18 protein-coding genes and 1 riboswitch are annotated in these 20,659 nt (G+C 31.2%); of the genes, 1 reads left to right on the plus strand and 17 read right to left on the minus strand.

The genetic code is table 11. The features are described 5' to 3' along the window. Positions 1-3: 3 nt before the first annotated feature. The 9 genes from thiM to F3K33_RS23015 all read right to left on the minus strand — a co-directional run bounded on the left by thiM (position 4) and on the right by F3K33_RS23015 (position 10,648). Positions 4-834 (minus strand): hydroxyethylthiazole kinase, encoded by an 831-nt coding sequence (gene thiM / locus F3K33_RS22975; RefSeq protein WP_012060644.1) that lies wholly within the window; start codon positions 832-834, stop codon positions 4-6. A gap of 205 nt (positions 835-1,039) precedes the next feature. Then, a complete protein-coding gene (thiC, locus tag F3K33_RS22980) occupies positions 1,040-2,350 on the minus strand; it encodes a phosphomethylpyrimidine synthase ThiC (RefSeq protein ID WP_039770025.1) in 1,311 nt (436 codons plus the stop codon). Positions 2,351-2,420: 70 nt separating this feature from the next. Next, positions 2,421-3,227, minus strand: a complete 807-nt coding sequence (thiD, locus tag F3K33_RS22985) for a bifunctional hydroxymethylpyrimidine kinase/phosphomethylpyrimidine kinase (RefSeq protein WP_039769997.1) — start codon at positions 3,225-3,227, stop codon at positions 2,421-2,423. Between the two features lie 95 nt (positions 3,228-3,322). Beyond that, positions 3,323-4,449 (minus strand): IS3 family transposase gene (locus F3K33_RS22990; RefSeq protein ID WP_373866801.1). Its coding sequence is split into 2 segments (ribosomal slippage): positions 3,323-4,227 and positions 4,227-4,449, totalling 1,128 coding nucleotides; the frame shifts between segments, so codons are not numbered across the junction. 113 nt (positions 4,450-4,562) lie between these two features. Next, the gene (thiW, locus tag F3K33_RS22995) at positions 4,563-5,078 is read right to left on the minus strand and encodes an energy coupling factor transporter S component ThiW (protein ID WP_039769991.1); all 516 of its coding nucleotides are present in this window, start codon (positions 5,076-5,078) and stop codon (positions 4,563-4,565) included. Positions 5,079-5,267: 189 nt separating this feature from the next. After that, positions 5,268-5,378, minus strand: a riboswitch (TPP riboswitch). A 65-nt stretch (positions 5,379-5,443) separates the two neighbouring features. After that, a complete protein-coding gene (locus F3K33_RS23000) occupies positions 5,444-6,688 on the minus strand; it encodes a 4Fe-4S binding protein (RefSeq protein ID WP_039769990.1) in 1,245 nt (414 codons plus the stop codon). A gap of 428 nt (positions 6,689-7,116) precedes the next feature. Then, entirely contained in the window at positions 7,117-8,121 is a 1,005-nt protein-coding gene (locus F3K33_RS23005) for an FAD:protein FMN transferase (RefSeq protein WP_051144778.1), read from the minus strand. A 284-nt stretch (positions 8,122-8,405) separates the two neighbouring features. After that, positions 8,406-9,962 (minus strand): sensor histidine kinase, encoded by a 1,557-nt coding sequence (locus F3K33_RS23010; RefSeq protein WP_039769987.1) that lies wholly within the window; start codon positions 9,960-9,962, stop codon positions 8,406-8,408. Then, entirely contained in the window at positions 9,959-10,648 is a 690-nt protein-coding gene (locus F3K33_RS23015; RefSeq protein ID WP_012060652.1) for a response regulator transcription factor, read from the minus strand. Before F3K33_RS23015 ends, F3K33_RS23010 begins: the two co-directional genes overlap by 4 nt. A gap of 708 nt (positions 10,649-11,356) precedes the next feature. On the opposite strand from F3K33_RS23015, the gene F3K33_RS23020 reads away from it, so the two are divergent. Next, positions 11,357-11,641, plus strand: coding sequence for a putative quinol monooxygenase (locus F3K33_RS23020; protein ID WP_039769984.1), 285 nt, complete (start codon positions 11,357-11,359; stop codon positions 11,639-11,641). A 454-nt stretch (positions 11,642-12,095) separates the two neighbouring features. On the opposite strand, the gene sdaAA is transcribed toward F3K33_RS23020, so the two are convergent. From sdaAA to F3K33_RS23060, 8 genes are all read right to left on the minus strand, one after another. After that, a complete protein-coding gene (sdaAA, locus tag F3K33_RS23025) occupies positions 12,096-12,974 on the minus strand; it encodes an L-serine ammonia-lyase, iron-sulfur-dependent, subunit alpha (RefSeq protein WP_023973884.1) in 879 nt (292 codons plus the stop codon). 2 nt (positions 12,975-12,976) lie between these two features. After that, positions 12,977-13,657: an L-serine ammonia-lyase, iron-sulfur-dependent subunit beta gene (gene sdaAB / locus F3K33_RS23030; protein WP_023973885.1), complete on the minus strand. Its 681-nt coding sequence runs from the start codon at positions 13,655-13,657 to the stop codon at positions 12,977-12,979. A 280-nt stretch (positions 13,658-13,937) separates the two neighbouring features. Beyond that, positions 13,938-14,291: a DUF1667 domain-containing protein gene (locus tag F3K33_RS23035; RefSeq protein ID WP_023973886.1), complete on the minus strand. Its 354-nt coding sequence runs from the start codon at positions 14,289-14,291 to the stop codon at positions 13,938-13,940. A gap of 1 nt (position 14,292) precedes the next feature. Then, positions 14,293-15,546, minus strand: coding sequence for an NAD(P)/FAD-dependent oxidoreductase (locus F3K33_RS23040; RefSeq protein ID WP_012060663.1), 1,254 nt, complete (start codon positions 15,544-15,546; stop codon positions 14,293-14,295). A 17-nt stretch (positions 15,547-15,563) separates the two neighbouring features. Continuing rightward, positions 15,564-16,991: an NAD(P)/FAD-dependent oxidoreductase gene (locus F3K33_RS23045; RefSeq protein WP_039769982.1), complete on the minus strand. Its 1,428-nt coding sequence runs from the start codon at positions 16,989-16,991 to the stop codon at positions 15,564-15,566. A 331-nt stretch (positions 16,992-17,322) separates the two neighbouring features. Next, positions 17,323-18,822 (minus strand): glycerol kinase GlpK, encoded by a 1,500-nt coding sequence (gene glpK / locus F3K33_RS23050; RefSeq protein WP_039769980.1) that lies wholly within the window; start codon positions 18,820-18,822, stop codon positions 17,323-17,325. 292 nt (positions 18,823-19,114) lie between these two features. Next, positions 19,115-19,672, minus strand: a complete 558-nt coding sequence (locus F3K33_RS23055; protein WP_012060666.1) for a glycerol-3-phosphate responsive antiterminator — start codon at positions 19,670-19,672, stop codon at positions 19,115-19,117. 85 nt (positions 19,673-19,757) lie between these two features. Continuing rightward, complete coding sequence (locus F3K33_RS23060) at positions 19,758-20,471, minus strand: MIP/aquaporin family protein (RefSeq protein WP_023973888.1); 714 nt, start codon at positions 20,469-20,471, stop codon at positions 19,758-19,760. Positions 20,472-20,659 lie beyond the last annotated feature (188 nt).

Here is a 20,659-nt window from a genome sequence, read left to right on the forward strand (position 1 = left end):
TTATTATATTTCCTTTATCTTATTCATCTTTTCAATGATATTAGAAGTCAAATTGCTTATGGCATCTATAATTGCAATATGAAAACTTCCTGTTCCAATCTTCCCTGCTTTATCCAAAGCAATTTCACCCGATATTCCCATTGAAATGATACCAGAAACTGCTCCTATAAAATAATCTGAACCTGCCCCACAAAACGCTCCAATTAATGCAGTTGTCATGCAGCCTGTTCCTGTGACGTTAGATAACATCTTAGTTCCATTTTCAAGTATAACTACTCTTTCTCCATCAGATATAATATCTGTTGCACCTGTAATAGCTACAGTACACTGAAGTTTTTTAGCTAAGTTTTTAGCTACATCTATTCCCTCATCATTTCCTGTTCTTGCGTCATTTTCTGAGGCATCAACTCCCTTAGTTGTAGAGCCTAATCCGCTTATAAATTTAATCTCAGACATATTTCCACGTAAAACACTTATTTTCACTTCTTCTAATAATCTCTTTGTTGTTGAATTTCTAAATTCTGATGCTCCTGCTCCAACTGGATCAAAAACGACTGGAATATTTAATTCATTTGCTTTCTTACCAGATGCAATCATAGATTCAATAGTTCGCTCATTTAATGTTCCAATATTTATTACAAGGGCAGATGAAATCTTAGTAATATCCGCTGCTTCTTTTATATCATCAGCCATAATTGGTGATGCACCTATTGCAAGTAAAATATTCGCACAATCATTAACTGTAACATAATTTGTTATATTATGCACAAGTGGTTTCTTATTCCTAACTTCATTTAATAAACTTCCTATTTTAATTGATATTTCATTACTCATAAATATCTTTTAGTAAGAATTCATTCTTTAATGATCCTTACTAAAATACCTCCTCTCAAAAGTAAAAATTTTTCAAGTTTCTTTTGCTTGATATCTATGTTGCAATTATGAACTTGCATTTAAAATTCTAGTAAACTAAGTACTCAATAAAAATAATACTATAGAAATTCAACTGCAACATATATAATTATACCTCATATAAATCTTATTTCTGGTCAAGAAGCTCCACTTTATCGCCATTTAAAATTCTGTTAGTTGTTCTTACTGCACACATTTTCCCGCACATAGAACAGCTATGCATATCTTCTGGTGGTACACTTTCAAAATATTCTCTAGCCTTTTTCCCATCAATAGCAATCTTGAACATCTCTTCCCAATCAAGTTTTTGACGAGCATCTGCCATTGCATTATCTCTATCTCTAGCCCCTGGAAGTCCATTAGCAATGTCTGCTGCATGAGCTGCAATTTTCGATGCAATAATTCCTTCTCTAACATCAGATAAATCAGGAAGTCTTAAATGCTCAGCTGGTGTTACATAGCAAAGGAAATTGGCTCCATGTGTTGCTGCAATAGCACCACCAATGGCTGAAGTTATATGATCATACCCAGGTGCAATATCTGTAACAAGAGGGCCTAATACATAGAAAGGTGCCCCATGACATAATCTTTTTTCAATTTGCATATTAGCTGCAATCTCATTCATTGCCATATGACCTGGTCCTTCTATCATAACTTGTACATCTTTTTCCCAAGCTCTTTTTGTTAATAATCCTAACTCTATAAGTTCTGTAATTTGTCCAGCATCTGTTGAATCATCAATACAGCCAGGTCTCATAGCATCTCCAAGACTTATTGTTACATCATATTCTCTTAGTATGTCAAGTAATTCATCATAGTATTCATAAAATGGATTTTCATTTCCTGTCATCTCCATCCAAGCAAATAGTAATGATCCACCTCTTGATACTATATTTAATCTTCTCTTATCTTCTTTAAATAGCGAAACTGTTCTTTTATTTATTCCTGCATGAATAGTAACAAAATCAACCCCAGCTTTAGCATGAGCTAACACCACGTCAAGAAAATCTTTAGCTTTTATATCTAAAAGATCTTTTTCAAGGTATCCAATTGCATCATACATAGGAACTGTTCCTATCATAGCTGGAGAATATTCTATAAGCTTTTCTCTGAACTCTTGAGTCTTCCCGTAATTACTTAAATCCATTATTGCTTCTGCACCAAAATCAATTGCCATTTTTACTTTTTCCATCTCTCTGCAATAATCAACCGAATCTCCTGATATTCCTAAGTTTACATTTATCTTTGTTCTTAATCCATCACCAATCCCCTCAGGGCTAAGTGATTTATGGTTTATATTCGCCGGTATAGCTACTTTACCTTCTGCAACAAGTTTCATTAATTTTTCTTCTGAAATTCTTTCTTTTTCCGCTACTATTTTCATTTCCTTTGTAACTATACCTTTTTTAGCTGCTTCCATTTGTGTTTTATAATTCATTTCTTTCCCTCTCCTCATACCATTATTATTTAATTTATTAGTTATAAAATTTAACTTGAGTTCTATAGTATTATTCAATCATTCCTGCTTTCTTATATAGCTCGTAAAAATGATTAGTAGGGCCTACACCTTTACCAAGCTCAAAACCATGTTCGATTGCACATGTTATATACTCTTTACCACTTCTAACTGCTTCCTCTATTGTCATATTCTTAGCTAAATTTGCTGCTATAGTTGAAGACAAAGTACATCCTGTTCCATGAGTATGAGTGGTATTTATTCTTTCTTGTTTTAGAATAAGAAAGCTCTTTCCATCATATAACAAGTCCGTTGCTTCCCCTTCTAAATGCCCTCCTTTAACTAAAACTGCCTTCGGACCAAGTTCTTTAAGTCTCAAAGCTGCTTCCTTCATTTCATCTAAGTTTTCTATTTTCATCCCTAAAATTTCTTCTGCCTCTGGCAAATTAGGAGTTATTAATGTTGCTAATGGAAATAATTCCTTAACTAAAGTATCTTTTGAATCCTTCGATAACAGATTAAATCCACTTTTAGAAATCATAACTGGATCTAGAACTATCACTGGTAGTTTATCAACTTTTCTCAAAGATTTTGATATAGCTTTTATAGATTCAATTTTAGAAACCATTCCTATTTTTATAGCATCTACTCTTATATCTTCAAAAATAACATCTATCTGAGATTCAATCATTTTAGGATTTATATCTTGAATTCCAAAAACCCCCATAGTATTTTGAGCCGTTACCGCTGTGATAACACTCATTCCATATACTCCATTTGCTGAGAAAGCTTTTAAATCCGCTTGAATTCCTGCTCCTCCACAAGTATCTGATCCTGCAATAGTTAATGCTCTAAACATAAACTCATCCTTTCACCTGTATTATTTCATTTAAATCTTATCTATGTTATTAGTTTCCTCTTGGACCTAGGTCAATATTTTGGACACATTTTTTATTAATTAGCTGCCCTGGCCAACTCTTCTTTAGCTTGTGGCGTTAAATAACCTATAGAACCATGAATTCTTTCTCTATTATACCAACCCTCAATATATTTGAAGAGTTCAAGCCTTGCAGTAGTGTAATCATAATAGATTACTCGATTTACTTCTTCCTTCTTTAAAATTGAATGGAAAGATTCAATGCATGCATTATCATAAGGACATCCTTTTCCACTGAAAGAGGCTGTCATATTGTATTTTTTTAATTGCTCTGCATACGCTTCGCTTGTATATTGTGTTCCAAGATCAGAATGAAAAATTACAGATCCACTAGGATTTTGGGTTTCATAAGCATTTTTCAATGCCTTTGCAATCAAATCTGTATCCATTACTTTCGAGAAAGAGTATCCAATTATTTTTCTTGTATGAAGATCCATAACTGATGCCAAATAGCACCAGCCTTCCTTCATTGTGTGGATATAGGTTATATCTCCCACCCACTTTTCATTGATTGTTTTTGTAGAGAAATCTCTGCGGATTATATTTTTTCGTTCAATGATTTTACCATCACTTTTATATGGCTTAAATTGTCTAACAACAACTGAAGCTATATTAAGCTTTCTCATAAGCCTTTGGACTCTTTTAAGACCTATTTTATCCCCTTGTTGTATAAGTTTTTCATGAATTTTTGGTGCACCATATCGCTTACTACTTTTATTATAAATAGCAAGTATTTCTGATTCATATTTCTTGTTCTCAATTGCTCTGTTACATAGGGTTTCATCTTTGGATTTGTAGTAAGTGCTTCTGGGTACCTCAAGCACTCTACACATTGCTTTTATTGAATAATTTCTTTTGTTTTCATCAATAAATTGTAATATGGATTTTATTCCTTTGCGAACATGGCGATAGCTTTTTTTAATATTTCATTTTCCTCTTTAATGCGTTCATTTTCTTTTTGAAGCTTGAGTAACTCTTTATCTTTATTCACATCTTTCGGCTTATTATCAACTTTTATTATAGGCTTCTTTGATTCATTACCAGGCGGATTCTTAAGCCACTTATATAAGGTCGGATTTGTTATGCCATATTCGCTGCATAGTTCAAGCACTGGCTTACCTGAGTTATATAACTCTATTACCATCTTCTTAAAATCATCTGAGTATCTCTTACCTGTACTTCTCACATGGACACTTCCTTTCAATATCTTTATCTTAACTTGTAATCTATGACTGTGTCCATAAAATCATACTAACACTACTCTCTCTTTACTTGAAACTCATTATCTATTAGTATTTTTTTAATGACAGGAACTTTTATAAAAAAGTACGCTATAATCGCTCCAACACTACAACTTGATATAAACGGAACAACATATACAAAAATTGCTCCTTGTTTTCCTAACACCATTGTAGCTATAGGATAAGCTAATAATGCTCCTAATATTCCAGTTCCAATTATTTCTCCAATTACTGCAATACCCGGCTTTCTAAATTTTTTATAAAGAATTCCTGCAAGTAATGCTCCTACCATGCTTCCTGGAAAAGCCAATAAACTTCCTGTTCCCATAAAATTTCTTATTAGGGATGTCACAAATGCATTCATAAGAGCATATACTGGCCCAAGTGTTATTGCTCCAACTACATTTACGAAATGTTGTATTGGAGATATTTTAGCAGCTCCAATCGGTATTGAAAATGTTCCAAAAATAACAGAAATACCGATTAACACGCCACTTAACGCCATCTTCTGTGCTTTACTCTTTTCTTTCATTAAAATTCACTCCTTTAATAATAAAATCAATAAACTTACTTTTTAATGTGAAATAAATTTACTAAATCACCTTTACAATGACGTTTAAATTGATTAACCTTAAAAGAAGTTAATTATTTTGCATAAAAAAAATGTATCCACAAGGGATACATCAATAAATCATGCACAAATCATATCAATACTTACACAAATAATATTAATATACTTCCCTACGCTGGTATTATCCAAATCAGGTTATAAGAGTCTAGGAAATCAATCTTTCCAATCTCAGCCAAAATATTAGCTCCCCTAGTTATTCAATTACAAAATTTTCTTTCACAATTTAAAGGTTATACCATTAAGTTTCAAACGTCAAGTATATTTTATTATTTTGCTTTATTCAAAGCATTTGTTACCGCACTCATGATACCCTTCGAACTATAAGTTGCTCCAGATACAGTATCCACTGATGTTGATTGTTTTGAAATTATGCTCTTAATTATAGTACCCTCTGCTCTTTGATAAAACTTTGGAGTATCTTGATTGGATATAGCTTGTATACTTGATATTTTTCCATCAGACACAGTTACAGAAATCTTAGTTGTTCCTCCTCTATATCCTGTTCCACTTCCTGTGTATGTCCCATCTTTATATTCACTTGCATTATTTTGAACTGTATTTGAACTTGTAGTTTCATGATTTAATTTTGAACTTTCTGGTGCAGATTCTGTTTGTGAATTTAAATTGCTTGAAACTGCATTACTCTTAGCTGCAATTCCAGATTTAGTTACTGCATTGCCGGCGAAGTTAGTGAATCCATATATACCTAAAAATGTAGCCATAGCTACTGATCCTGTTAACTTAGCATCTAAATCTCTTCCAAGTACATTTACATTAGCATTATTTCTGTAACATACTTCAGTACATTTTAAGCAATTTATACAATCTCCACCTTTGACACAATTTACCTTATAGAGCGGTAACCCCATTGAACAATTCATTGTGCAGGCTCTACATTTACCACAATCAGCTTTTGGCTTATTAATCTTAACTATTCCAATCTTAGAAATAATAGAGAATATTGCACCTAAAGGGCATAGGTATCTGCAGAAAAACCTCTCAATAAACGCTGATCCTATTGTGATTAATATTAAAAATATCAATCCAACAAGTAAATTCGAAAAAATAGTAGATACATCAGTTATTTGACCAAATACATCCCAAGGGCTTGTGCTTTCCAGTATACTGCTTCCCATAGTCCATGAAATAGCTATTATAAAAAGTAATACTAAATATTTGAAATACTTAAGTATAGAATCAACTTTTTCATCTACTCTAAACTTTATTGTGAATATTTTTTTTGATATAAAATATATTAAGTCATTATATGCACCAAATGCACATATCCAACCACAGAACCATCTTCCTAATACTATAGTCAAAAGCATAATAGCTATAAATTCTATTAAGCTTGGTAATGCTTCCAAAAAGTTAACATTACCATTGATAATCATTTGATATACAGTTTTTACTTCACTGAATGTCATTGAATAAAGACCTGGTAACAGAATAAATGCAATCAATTGTATAATATGCCTTATAATCTGCGATTTTTTTATTTTACTTGCCATGTTTCTTTCCCCTTTTCTAACTCTCTATATTTAGCAATAATAATTTTTTATGTTAATTATCATTAATCATATTTTTCCAATTAATTTCCAATAGAAATATTATTTTCACTTCATTATCTGCTATTGCAATTTCTTTAATTAAGTGAATTATAGCAATAGAACCTTAATGCGCCCTTAATCTAAGCTGAGAATTCGATGAGAAATGGCAATTAAAACATTTTAGAATTAAGGAAAAGGCTAAATTGTACGAAAAATCTAACTAAAAAAAGATAGTACAAATTGAATTTATCCCTGCTAATAGGTTATATTCCAACTTAACGAGGTTTGTTTCAATCGGTATTATCTCTTCTTATCATTTTGCTTGATTTAAAGCTTTCTTATTTCCTCAATTATGCCCTTACCTCTATATTTAGCTCCAGACACAATAGCTAAAAAAATTCACTATCTGTTAATGTAAAAATACTTTCATCAATACCTGATGTTTTATATATTTTCTTATCTTCTGTAATAAATATAGCGTCAATGCCCTCTATAGTTTCTATAATCTTCATAGCTTTATCAATACCAATTATATAAACACCAGTTGATAAGCCATCTCCTTCAATTGAATTATCTGATATAATAGTTGCACTTATAATTTTGCTTTCAGATGGGTATCCTGTTTTAGGGTCAATTATATGATGAAATCTCTTTCCATCTTTTATAAAATATCTTTCATAATTGCCTGAGGTTACTATTGATTTATTTTTTACGCTTAATATTCCTATAAATTCTCCCCTAGGCTTAAATGGGTTTTGAATTCCAACTTTCCAAGCTGAACCGTCTTCCTTACTTCCAAGAGCAAAAATGTTTCCACCTAAATCAATTAATGCACTTTTAATATTATACTGATAAAAAATATCTCTTACTTCATCAGCTGCAAATCCTTTTGCAATACCTCCGACATCTAAAGCCTGCTTATCATGTTTTAGCATTATTGAATTATTTTTGTCATCAAAAATAACATCATTGTAATTTACAAGTTTTAATGTTTTCTCTATTTGAGATTTTTCTGGAACTTTTTCTTCTTTTGTACCTATGCTCCATAACTTTACTAATGGCCTTATTGTAGGATCAAAAGTACCTTCTAAAACTTTACTGTATTCTATGGCTTTTTTAACTACAAAATAAGTATCATTATTTACTTTCTTTCCCTTATTTCCTGCATTAAAATTTATTTTTGATATATCACTACTTTCTTTGAAAGCTGACATTCTATCATCAATTTGGTTTAACCTTTCTAGCGCTTTATCTATTGCCATTTTAGCTTTATTTCCATTTGCTCTTAAGTTGATCAAAGTTCCAAGAGCATAACCGCTCCTAGTTGCTTCATGTTTTTCAATTTTACCAGTCACAAATATAAAAAATAAAATAACTATTATTATCACAATCATTAATATAAAAATACTTACTGTACTTATAATAATCCCCACCTATCTAAAATATATAAATTTCCTCATTGTTGGAATTATAACAAAAAAGTCTTAATGTATCCTTAGTTAAAGCTTAGAATTTGCTGAGAACTATTTAAGACTACTCACCCAGATTTTCTTAGCGATATCTTAAACTAAAGATGCGTTGATATTTTAATCAATAGAATAACGATATATACTAAAAAAGATGTTACAAAATAATATAATAAATCTATTTTGTAACATCTTTTCTTATTTGGGCACAATCAAAAAATATCAAATTCATCTGCCTTATTTTCTAATTTTAAATATATTGAGAATGTTGTCCCAACTCCAAGCTCACTTTCTACTCTAATTTTTCCACGATTGCTATCAATTATTGATTTTACTATAGAGAGACCCAATCCATATCCCCCTTGTTCCCTAGCTCTGTGAGAATCACTTCTGAAAAATCTATCATATATTTTATCTAAATGTTCTTTAGGTATGCCAGCTCCATTATCAGAAATCTTTAAAACTGCAAAAGTTTTATTTTGGTAATTTTCTATATCTGTAGAAATTGTTATAATACCTTTGTCTTTATCAGTATGAATTACAGCATTTTGAGTTATGTTAAATATGACTTGTTTAATTTGATTTTTATTTATATATACATATATATTATTCTTCAGATTTAAGTTTAAAGTCCGATTTCTAGAAAGTATTTGAAGTTGAGGGACTATTTCATTTATAACATCATCTAAATTTTCCTTGTTTATTTCAACAATTGGCTTCTGATCTAATTTAGTTAACATTAGAAGGTCATTTACCAATTTTGCAAGCCTTTCACTTTCCATCAATATGCTGTTTAAAGCCAAATCTAATTTTTCCTGATTTTTTGCTGCCCCTCTTAATAATACTTCAACAAAACCATGAATTGAAGTTAGTGGTGTACGTAATTCATGTGATGCATCAGATACAAATCGTCTCATTTTTTCTTTGATAAGCTGTTCTTTTTCAAATGATGCCTCTATTCTCTCAAGCATAATATTAAAGGATTTTGATAATCTATTAATTTCTAATTGACCACTTTCTTCCGTTAGTCTTGTATGAAGATCAGTTACACTTATTCCTTCCACAGTATCAGTTATCTTATATAACGGCTTCAATGTTCGATTAAAAATAGTGATTCCAAGTATTGTTCCCACTATGAGAATCATAATCGAAAGACTAATATGCACATACTCTTGCCTATCTAAGATACTTGTAATATCGTCTATTGGTGCACTCAGCTGTATTAACCCTGATGGTGAATCTAAATCCCCAACTTTTATCCATGCAACCATTTGATAATTATTGTTTTCATCTCTTACTACTTCATATGTATGTTCTAAATTCCCTTGTTCATTGCAAATCTCTATATATTTCTCTCTAGAAAGCACCGGTACTGGTACCTCTTTCCTCTTTAGCTCATCTGGCTCCTTTGAATCATCGTCGCCGTCATCATCATCTCTAGGTGTATCTATATTGCTTCTTTGACCTAACAGCTCTCCATTTTTATTTATTAGAGCTACACTCATATTTTTATCCCATAAATTCTTTAAAATTTCTTTAGTATCACTTTCAGTTATATCCTCCATATTTTCTTTTGACATTTTCTTAAAGTCTAGATTATGAAACCTCTCATGAAGTACTTGCACCTTTGTTTTGTATAAATAATTTTTCATACTTATATACTGAAAAAGTCCCATAATTCCCAATAATAAAATTAATATCACAAGAAACCTAAACAACAATTGCCATTTCAAACTCTTTATTTTTAATTTATTTCTTAATTTTTTCATTGTGCCACCATCTTATATCCAACACCGCGGACAGTTTTAATGATATTATGATCTTTGTCTCCAATTTTGTCTCTTAAGTACCTTATGTATACTTCAACAATATTATCTTCTCCATTAAAATCATATCCCCATACTTTTTCAAGTATAAGCGATTTGCTCAATGCTATTCCATTATTCATAAGTAAAAAACTTAACAAATTGTATTGGGTTGGAGGTAGATCTAATACTTTTTCACGATAGGTTATTTCATGAGCTTTATCATCCACTTTAAAATTTCCTATATTAGTAATATCGCTTAGCTCCGGAAAACTATTTCTTATCCTCGCGTTAATGCGTGCTAAAAGCTCCTTGAAGCTAAAAGGTTTTGCCATATAATCATCAGCTCCAATATCCAACCCTTTTACCTTATCATCAACTTCATCTAATGCTGTTAGCATAATAACTGATGTTTTTATAGACTTCTTAATAATTGAACATACCTCATATCCATCCATTCCTGGCAGCATAATATCCAATATAACTATATTAGGATTTATTTTTCTTGCTAGCTCTATTGCTTCATTCCCATCATATGCTTCATATACTAAATACCCTTCACCTTCTAACCCCATTTTAATAAAGTCCACTATACTTTTTTCATCATCAACTATAAGAATAGTAATCTGATCTCTTGCTCCTAAGTTCATTAAATTCCTCTCCTCTATTAATAAAATAGCTTTTCTTAATTTCAAAAGTCTTTTAGGTCAATAATTTGCAATCAAAATTATTTATAAATCTTTTTAGACATTTTTATATAGATAGCTTATTTCAACATATTATACTATAGTTAGTTTAGTAATTTTATAGTTAATTATATACAAATTCATATACTGGAACAATAAATTAAGAAATTTGCATATATTATTGTAATTAAATTTCTACATTCTGGCCTTAATTAAATCCTTAGATTAATAGATCTTTAAATAAGAATTTATTATTGCAACATATTATAGATAACATAATCATAAACTATACTTAGACTATGAAATATCCTCCAACTAGAAATGAGTAATATACTTTTGTTTAATGTTTCATTGGTGATTTTGATGGATGTGATTCTTTGGCTATAAGTTGTTCCAAATGTGCTAGTTCAAAGCTTGTTCTTTGAGGCTAGCACTTTGGGTTCAACTTTATAGCCTTAGAATCACCCATCAGAATTACCTGGAAACTGGAACAAAAGTATATTATTCGTTTCGGTGAGCTATACGCATAAGTATTGATTATAATTGGTCTATCTATCGTAAGTTTATATATGCACTAAATTCTTCCATATAATCTATTACCAATAAAGTTAAAATATTTCTTAATTAAGTGATATACTAATTTTAATAAATATTATAGAAAGAAGGATCAATATGATAAAAATAGTGGCCAGAAGTGTTATAAAAAATGAACAAACAGAAAAATATCTAAGCCTTGCGGAAGAGTTAATTGATAAAAGTAGAAAAGAAGAAGGCTGTATCTCATATGGCTTGTTTCAAGATATTAATGATAGTTCTATATTCACCTTCATAGAAGAATGGAAAGACGAAAAAGCAATCAATTTGCATAACAACAGTGAGCATTTTACAAGAATAGTTCCTTTACTAGGTGAACTTCGTGTAGGCAATGGGGAAGTAAATTTATACAAAGAAATATAAAAATCCCAAAGACACCTTCGTAAGGTATTATTAATCACTAGATACCTAAAGTAAACTTAAAGTTATATACGTAAATACTGAAAGGAATATCATTCATTTGTTCCAGGTTTCTGGAGTATTTAGCTTTTAATTTCCATTAGAAGAAGTTGCACCATTTCTGCATGCTCCCGAGGCAAGCTCGTGACAATCAATAAATGAAACAACTTCTACTAAGGAAATATCTACAGCTAAAAACTCAATGTAACACTTCTACAAAAGAATGAACTTCCTTTCTAGTGTAGACTATAATTAAAAATATATATTTTACTTTAGGTTCGGTATCTATGTCCGAAATAACCAAAGGCATATATTAAATACTTGAAGTGATGGATAAATAAAGAAATAGAATTCATGTATTCTATTTCGATTGTTTGTCAATTTACTTTAAGTTCTATACAATACTTTAATATGTGCATTATTTCTTTCCAAATACCTGTTCTTTAAGCTTTAGTCCTGTTTTAGTTACAGCTATTCCGCCTAAAGCTGTTTCTCTAAGTGATTCTGGCAAGCTTTTTCCTACCTTATACATAGCACTTACCGTATCGTCAAATGGTATTTTTGAAGCTACACCTGCCATTACCATATCTGCCATGCATAAAGCAGTTATTGCTCCTTGTGCATTTCTCTTGGCACATGGTATTTCAACAAGTCCCGCAACTGGATCACAAACAAGGCCAAGTACATTTTTAATTACTATGGCTGCTGCATCTAAACTCATCTCAGGAGTTCCTCCCATCATCTCAATAACAGCAGCTGCTCCCATTGCGGAAGCTGACCCACATTCTGCCTGACATCCACCTTCTGCTCCTGCTAGTGTTGCATTTAATCCAATAATCATTCCTACAGCAGCTGCGGCAAATAATCCATTTATAAGTCCTTCTTCATCTAATCCAAGTTTTTCTCCAGCACTTAAAATTACTGCTGGTAATATTCCACAAGAACCAGCCGTTGGACATGCAACTATCTTGCCCATAGAAGCATTAACCTCAGATGAAGAAAGTGCCATAGCCATAGCTATATTAGTTACATCACCTGTCAAAGTTTTTCCTCTCCTAGCATAATTATGTATCTTAAAAGCATCTCCACCAATTAATCCGCTAACAGAATAAACTTCTTTTTCCATTGCCTCATTAGCAGCCGAAATCATAACGCTCAAATTTTTCCTCATTTTCTCTATTACTTCGTCTCTTGACAATCCTTTTTCTTCTACCTCATATCTTATTGCATATTCACTTAATGAAATATTATGTTTTTCACATATTTCTAACAATTCCGTACCTGTTTTTGCAAACATTATTATTCACCTTCCTTTGCTGGGCTTATTGAGATTACATTATGTACTAATTCTATTTTCTTAATTTTCTCTATTAAAATATTATTCACTTTATTGTCCATCTCAAAAATCATTATAGCTTCATGCCCTTTTTGCTGCCTAAAAACTCTCATAAAAGCTACATTTATATTTTCACTATATAATATACTTGTAACACTATTAATTACACCTGGCGCATCTTTATGAGCTATTATTAAAGTTTCATACATTCCAGTAAAATCAACCTTATTATTATTAACTTCTATAACCTGAATATTTCCGCCACCAATTGATGATCCCATAACTTCACAATACTTCCCATCAATTGTTTTTATAATGAATTTTACTGTGTTAGGATGCACATCCCCTAATTCTGCCTCCTTAAATAAAAATTTAACACCTTTTTCTTTTGCTATCTCCATAGAATACCTAAGTTTTTCATCGCTTGGTTCCATTCCTAAAATACCAGCAACTAAAGCCCTATCTGTTCCATGACCTTTATATGTTTTAGCAAATGAACCATGTAGTAAAAATGTCACCTCTGATACATCTCCACCTGCTATACTTCTTGCTATCTTACCAAGTCTCGCTGCACCTGCTGTATGTGAACTTGAGGGTCCTATCATAATAGGCCCTAAAATATCGAAAACTCCTATCCCTTTCATTGTGAGAAATATCCTCCCTTTTATTTATTATATATAATTAGTTTTTCTTTATTAATATATTTATACTCCTAGCTTTTTCTATCTAAAATAATATCATAAATTTGATTACATATATATGTTTCAATTTAGTTTCTACATATTAATCTTAAATTAGCACTTGGCCCACTAGAAATTTAAATGTAATTATTATTATGGATTATAATTTATAAACTATAATCCATAATAAAAGCATCATCAATATTAAATATTGATGATGCTTTAACCAAACTTTTATTAGTTTCTATTTTTCATGTATATTTCTTGTCGCAACTATATCAACGCCAGTTCCAAGAACATCTTTTATTACAACATCTCCTATTTTAACAGGAGCCTTTATTGTCACTTTATTTATTTCTTCCATGCATTTGAAATTAAGTCCCTTAGGAATTGGATTATTTGTTTTAACAGGTACTACTGGTAATTCTCCATTGTCTACTTTAACAGTAGAAGTTATTACTCGTACTGGATTTGTAACTTCATTTATTCCATACTCAATACCTCTATTACAGCCATTACCTTGTACACTTTTATTTTCAGCATCTACTTTTAAATGACATCCCTTAGGGCAACATATACAAATTAATTCTTTTTCCATTTTATTCACCATCCTCTAATGATATTGTTATATCACCTTTAACTTTCTCTAATAGCACCTTACTTAAAACTACCTTTTCCATTTCTGATGGTGCTAAGTGAGCTCTTTTAAATTTAGCTATAACTTCATCATTGCATCTTACAACTAATGCCTTATTATGATATATGTTATTTACTCTCATAAATACAGTTAGTTTATCATCAACAGCTTCTGCATTAACTTTTTGTGGCACTGTATAATTTATATTTGCACCATTTATTATGTTTACATATTTGTCTTTCTTAAGTTCACCCTTAATGTACTTAGCAGCAGAAAAACCTGCGTGTTTTGACTCTTGAGTTACAAAGTCAACTAAGTCATGAACATGAACTACATTACCACATGCAAATATTCCTTCTACTGAAGTTTCCATACTCTCATTAACAATTAAACCATTAGTTCTTCTATCAGGTTCAAGTCCGGCATTAAATGATATTTCATTTTCTGGAATTAATCCAACTGATAGTAGTAGTGTATCTACATCAAATTCTTTCTCAGTTCCTTTAATAGGTCTCTTATTTTCATCAACTTCTGCTATTACAACTTTTTCAAGTCTCTTATCTCCTACAATATCTACAACTGTGTGTGATAAATATAGAGGAATATCATAATCATTTAAACATTGTACTATATTTCTGTTTAATCCATTTGAATATGGACACAATTCAACTACAGCTTTAACTTTAGCGCCTTCAAGAGTCATTCTTCTAGCCATTATAAGTCCAATATCTCCTGATCCTAAAATAAGGACTTCTTTACCAGGCATATATCCTTCTACATTTATATATCTTTGGGCTGCACCTGCATTAAATACACCCGCTGGTCTATCACCAGGAATATTTATAGCACCTCTAGTTCTTTCTCTGCAACCCATTGCAAGAATTATAGCTTTGGCCTTAAGTTCCATATAGCCTTCTTCTGTATTTATTGCATAAACAGTTTTATCTTTTCCGATTTCTAATACCATAGTGTCTAGTTTAACTTCAACATTAGTATCTTGAATCATTTCAATAAATCTTCCTGCATATTCTGGCCCTGTAAGTTCTTCCTTAAAAGTATGAAGCCCAAAACCATTATGAATGCATTGATTTAATATACCACCTAATTCTTTATCTCTTTCTAAAATCAATATTTTTTTAATTCCACTATTATATGCTTCATATGCTGCTGCAAGACCAGCTGGTCCTCCACCTACTACTATTAATTCATAACTCATAATAACACCTCATCCTTCTATTTTGTCTTACCTAATAATATATATGAATCTGATTTTTCTTGAACTACATCTTCAAGTGGGACATTACATTCTCTTGCTATTATTTCTTGAACTCTTGGTCCACAGAATCCACCTTGACATCTTCCCATTCCTGGTCTACATCTTCTTTTAATACTATCTAAGGATGGTATCCCTATACTTCTCTTTATTGCATCTACAATCTCACCTTCTGTTATGCTTTCACATCTACAAACCATTCTTCCATATTGCGGATTTTTCTTTATTAATTCAGCTTTTTCCTTAGCCGATAATTCCATAAAATGAATTTGTTCTCTTTTTGCCTTAAAGTCTGATTTTTTATCTAACTTACATCCTGCTTCTTTCAATATTTCTACAACATCAAGAGCTATAGCTGGTGCTGAAGAAAGACCAGGTGATTTCATTCCGGCAACATCTACGAAACCTTTGACTTCATCATTTTCTTCTACTATAAAATCACCTGTATCTGGATTAGCACGAAGACCTGCAAAGCTCCTTATTATTTCTCTAAAATTAACTTTATTAGTTGTACGCATTGAAGCGTCTCTTACTTCATTTAATCCTTCTGCTAGTGTTCCAACATCGCCTTTATCTTCTATATCTCTGGCGTCAGGTCCAACTAATAAATTTCCATGAACAGTTGGAGTAACTAAAACCCCTTTTCCAAGTTTTGATGGACATTGGAATATTGTATGGCTAACTACATTTCCCTGAGTTTTATCCATTACAAAGTATTCTCCGCTTCTTGGTACTATCTTAAAGCTTTCCTTACAAACTAAATTATGAATTTTATCTGCATAAAGTCCAGCTGCATTTATTACAAATTTTGATTCTATTATTTCTCCATCTTTAGTTGTAATTTTGAATGTATCATTTTTTTCTATCGCAACAACTTCTTTTTCTAGCTTAATTTCTCCTCCATTAGCTACTGCATTTTCTGCTAGTGCAATTGTATATTCAAACGGACCTACTATACCACCAGTTGGTGCATATAAAGCTCCAAAAATTTCTTGATTAAGGTTTGGTTCCTTTTCTAGAACCTGTTCTTTACTTAAAATTTGTAAATCTTTTACGCCTATTTTTGTCCCATTTTCATAAAGAGCTTGTACTGTTTTCATATCTTCATCGTTAAAAGCTATTATCAGAGATCCGTTTCTCTTAAAAGGTACACTTAACTCTTTGCAAAGATCTTCAAACATCTCATTTCCAGCTACATTATATTTTGCCATTAAAGTACCTTCTTTAGGATCATATCCAGCATGAACTATTGCTGAATTTGCTTTGCTTGTTCCCATCGATACATCTTTTTCTTTTTCTAAAACAACTACTTTTAAATTATACTTAGTTAGTTCCCTAAAAATAGAATTTCCAATAACCCCTGATCCAATTATTGCTACATCATACATATTACATCCTCCTTATTAATAGCGCATAAAAAAAGTCAAGCAAAAAACAAGGTGTAATCCACCAACGTTTTCATGCTTGACTCTATATTCTCTCAGCATTTATTTTAAATTATATATACATTATATCATGTAAATGTATACTTGTCTACTACTTATCCTAAATTCTTAATTTTATTTACTATCCAAAATCTACAACACTACTTTATTTTAAAATATTACTTTAAACTATGTACCCTAGATGGTATAAACATTTAGGGTACATTATAATTCTTAAAATTTGTGATTAGGTTAAGCTAATTTGAAATATATAAATACTTATTAAAGTATCATTCTATTCCTCTTCCCAGCCTTCTGCTCTCTTAACGGCTTTTTTCCATCCTTTATATAATTTTTCCTTCTTCTCTTCTGCTAAGTTTGGAGAATAAGACTGACTTACAGCCCACTTTTCAGCTATTTCTTCTTTTGATTTCCAGAAACCTACAGCAAGTCCTGCTAAATATGCTGCACCAAGAGCTGTTGTTTCAGTTATAATAGGTCTTACAACCTCTGCCCCTGTTATATCAGCTTGGAATTGCATTAATAAATTATTTCTACTTGCTCCACCATCAACTTTAAGTCTTGTTAATTTACATCCTGCATCCTCTTGCATTGCATCTATAAGATCCTTAGATTGATATGCAATAGATTCAAGAGCAGCTCTTATTATATGATTTCTATTAGCACCTCTTGTAAGTCCGAAGATAGCGCCTCTTGCATACATATCCCAATATGGAGCTCCAAGTCCTGTAAATGCTGGAACAACATATACTCCACCATTGTCTTCTACTTTCTGTGCAAAATACTCTGTATCTGCTGCATCAGTAACTAACTTAAGTTCATCTCTAATCCATTGAATAACGGCACCACCAACAAATACTGAACCTTCTAATGCATATTGTACTCTTCCATCTATACCAACTGCAATAGTACTTACTAATCCATTTTTACTATGAATCATTTTTTCTCCTGTATTCATAAGTAAGAAGCATCCTGTTCCATAAGTATTTTTAACACTACCTTCTTCAAAACAAGTTTGTCCAAATAGAGCGCATTGTTGATCCCCTGCCATACCTGCTATTGGAACTCTAACGCCTCCTGTTCCTCCAAGATTTGTGTATCCATAAACTTCTGATGAATTTTTAACTTCTGGTAACATTGATTTTGGAATGTTAAGCTTTTCTAGGATTCTTTCATCCCATCTTAATTCCTTTATATTATAAAGCATTGTTCTAGAAGCATTAGTATAATCTGTTACATGAACCTTACCATTTGTAAGTTTCCACACTAACCAAGTATCTACTGTACCAAATAATAATTCACCTTTCTCTGCTCTCTCTCTAGCACCTTCTACGTTGTCTAATATCCATTTTATTTTAGTTGCTGAAAAATATGCGTCCAAAAGTAATCCTGTATTTTCTTTTACATATTCACTAAATTCTTTGTCTAGTTTAAGTTCTTCTATTATACCTGCTGTTCTTCTACATTGCCATACTATTGCATTGTATACTGGTTCTCCAGTATTTTTATCCCAAACTATTGTTGTTTCTCTTTGGTTAGTAATTCCTATAGCTGCTACTTCTTCTTGAGTTATATTAGTCTTTGCAATAACTTCTTGTAAAACTCCATATTGGCTTGCCCATATTTCTAAAGGATTATGTTCAACCCATCCTTGGTTTGGATAAATTTGAGTAAATTCTTTTTGACTCACTCCTAATATATTTTGTTCTTTATCAAAGATTATTGCTCTTGAGCTTGTAGTTCCTTGATCTAATGCTAATATATACTTTTTCATACAAAAACACCCTGCTTTCTAATATTTATATATTCTAATATTTACCTAGAAAAGGTTAAATTTATTATTTATATTTTAGGAAATGAATTTAACAAATAGTTGACCTAAAAAATTGAGTTAGTGTTCTAGACGTAATTTTAGCGACAATTAAAGCCACATAAAACATCCATTTATACAGAAGCAATAATATTTATTTTTACTGCCTCGTACAAATTTTAAATTTACTCAGTCCATTAAGTGTTTCCCAAGTAAATTCAGTTTTATGTGGCTTTATTCTCTAATTCTCTTCAGCCTACATATTCCAAATTTCTTTTTTAGTTGTAGATACGCATGTTGCTCCTGAATTTAATGCCTGCATTACCTCTTCCTTAGTTTCAATTAGTCCTCCAGCAACGACTGGCTTACTAGAATACTTTGAAATGATTTCAATTACCTTTGGAATTATTCCCGGCAGTACCTCTATTGCATCGCATTCAGAAATCATATGATTTTTTACATTGTTTAAAGAAAGTGTATCAAATATAAAAACTCTTTGAACTCCTAGTAAATTATACTTTTTTGCTAGTTTTACAACTTGTGGCTTTGTACTTATTATTCCACTAAATTTAGTTTCTTCTTTAATATACTTTACAACAATTTCCTTATTCGTAAATCCTTCAACTAAATCTATATGGATTATTCCTATTTTATTTCTAGATGTTATAATTTCACTTATCTCTTTAATATTCATTACATCTCCAAATAAAACAAATATAACTTGAGCTTCTGAATCTAATGCCTGATTTAATTGTTCTTCATTTTTTACTGCTGCTATAATTGGATTTTCTTCTAATAACTCTTTTATATTCATTGGCCCTCCCATGTAATTGTTTTCTTTTTTATTCTTAGTATTACATAGTTGTTTGTCTCTGTCAATTCTAACTATTAATTAACTTTTATAATATTCCATGTAATATTACATAAAATAATGCAGCTAAAGTTCCTCCTACAATTGGGGCAACAACAGGAATCCATGCATATCCCCAATTAGAATCTCCCTTATCAGGTATAGGTAATACTGCATGTGCGATTCTTGGCATTAAATCTCTTGCTGGATTAATTGCATATCCTGTTGGGCCTCCTAGGCTTACACCAATAGCCAAAATTAAAAATGCTACAAACAATGTTCCCATTCCATTTGATAGATTTTGATCTCCCATTCCTAAAATTGCATAAACTAGTACAAATGTTCCTACAAGCTCAGTTATAAAATTAATTGAAGTATTCTTTACTTGAGGGCCTGTACAAAATACACCAAGTTTGCTTCCTTTATCTTCAGTAGCTTTAAATTGATCATTATAAACAATAAATACCAAAACTGCTCCTAAAAATGCACCAATACATTGTCCAGCTAAATAAATCGGAACTTGAGCCCATGCCACTTTACCTATTACTGCTAACGCAATTGTTAATGCTGGATTAAAATGAGCCCCACTATAACTTCCAAAAATCAATGCTGGAATTCCTACCGCAAAAGCCCATCCTATTGCAATTACTATTAATCCTGCTCCTGATCCACCTGATTTTTTTAATACGACATTGGCTACAACACCGTCACCTAATAAAATAAGTAATAAAGTTCCTACTAGCTCTGCAAAAAAAATTGTCATAACATTATCTCCCTTCTACTTCACAATACTTGTTTATTTTTTAACATTTTAGAACGGTTAATATTACTAGAAAACAACTCATTACATAATATTCATAATTTATTTTAGTATGACTGATTTAATTTAAAAGTTCTAAATCAATGTACATTAAGTAATTTTGGCCATAAGTATAGCCACATAAAACTCCT

It is taken from the genome of Clostridium beijerinckii (assembly GCF_008705175.1).
In the GTDB taxonomy this organism is placed as follows: Bacteria; Bacillota; Clostridia; order Clostridiales; family Clostridiaceae; genus Clostridium; species Clostridium beijerinckii.

Coding starts and splice junctions, on each gene's coding strand:
- sdaAA (WP_023973884.1), bottom strand. CDS start 12,974: ATGTTTGCAAAAACAGGTACGGAATTGTTAGAAATATGTGAAAAACAT.
- F3K33_RS23015 (WP_012060652.1), bottom strand. CDS start 10,648: ATGAACTTAGGAGCAAGAGATCAGATTACTATTCTTATAGTTGATGAT.
- glpK (WP_039769980.1), bottom strand. CDS start 18,822: ATGAAAAAGTATATATTAGCATTAGATCAAGGAACTACAAGCTCAAGA.
- F3K33_RS23045 (WP_039769982.1), bottom strand. CDS start 16,991: ATGTATGATGTAGCAATAATTGGATCAGGGGTTATTGGAAATTCTATT.
- F3K33_RS23035 (WP_023973886.1), bottom strand. CDS start 14,291: ATGGAAAAAGAATTAATTTGTATATGTTGCCCTAAGGGATGTCATTTA.
- thiW (WP_039769991.1), bottom strand. CDS start 5,078: ATGAAAGAAAAGAGTAAAGCACAGAAGATGGCGTTAAGTGGCGTGTTA.
- F3K33_RS23020 (WP_039769984.1), top strand. CDS start 11,357: ATGATAAAAATAGTGGCCAGAAGTGTTATAAAAAATGAACAAACAGAA.
- thiC (WP_039770025.1), bottom strand. CDS start 2,350: ATGAATTATAAAACACAAATGGAAGCAGCTAAAAAAGGTATAGTTACA.
- thiM (WP_012060644.1), bottom strand. CDS start 834: ATGAGTAATGAAATATCAATTAAAATAGGAAGTTTATTAAATGAAGTT.
- F3K33_RS23055 (WP_012060666.1), bottom strand. CDS start 19,672: ATGAATATAAAAGAGTTATTAGAAGAAAATCCAATTATAGCAGCAGTA.
- sdaAB (WP_023973885.1), bottom strand. CDS start 13,657: ATGAAAGGGATAGGAGTTTTCGATATTTTAGGGCCTATTATGATAGGA.
- F3K33_RS23040 (WP_012060663.1), bottom strand. CDS start 15,546: ATGAGTTATGAATTAATAGTAGTAGGTGGAGGACCAGCTGGTCTTGCA.
- F3K33_RS23010 (WP_039769987.1), bottom strand. CDS start 9,962: ATGAAAAAATTAAGAAATAAATTAAAAATAAAGAGTTTGAAATGGCAA.
- thiD (WP_039769997.1), bottom strand. CDS start 3,227: ATGTTTAGAGCATTAACTATTGCAGGATCAGATACTTGTGGAGGAGCA.
- F3K33_RS23060 (WP_023973888.1), bottom strand. CDS start 20,471: ATGACAATTTTTTTTGCAGAGCTAGTAGGAACTTTATTACTTATTTTA.
- F3K33_RS23000 (WP_039769990.1), bottom strand. CDS start 6,688: ATGGCAAGTAAAATAAAAAAATCGCAGATTATAAGGCATATTATACAA.
- F3K33_RS23005 (WP_051144778.1), bottom strand. CDS start 8,121: ATGATTGTGATAATAATAGTTATTTTATTTTTTATATTTGTGACTGGT.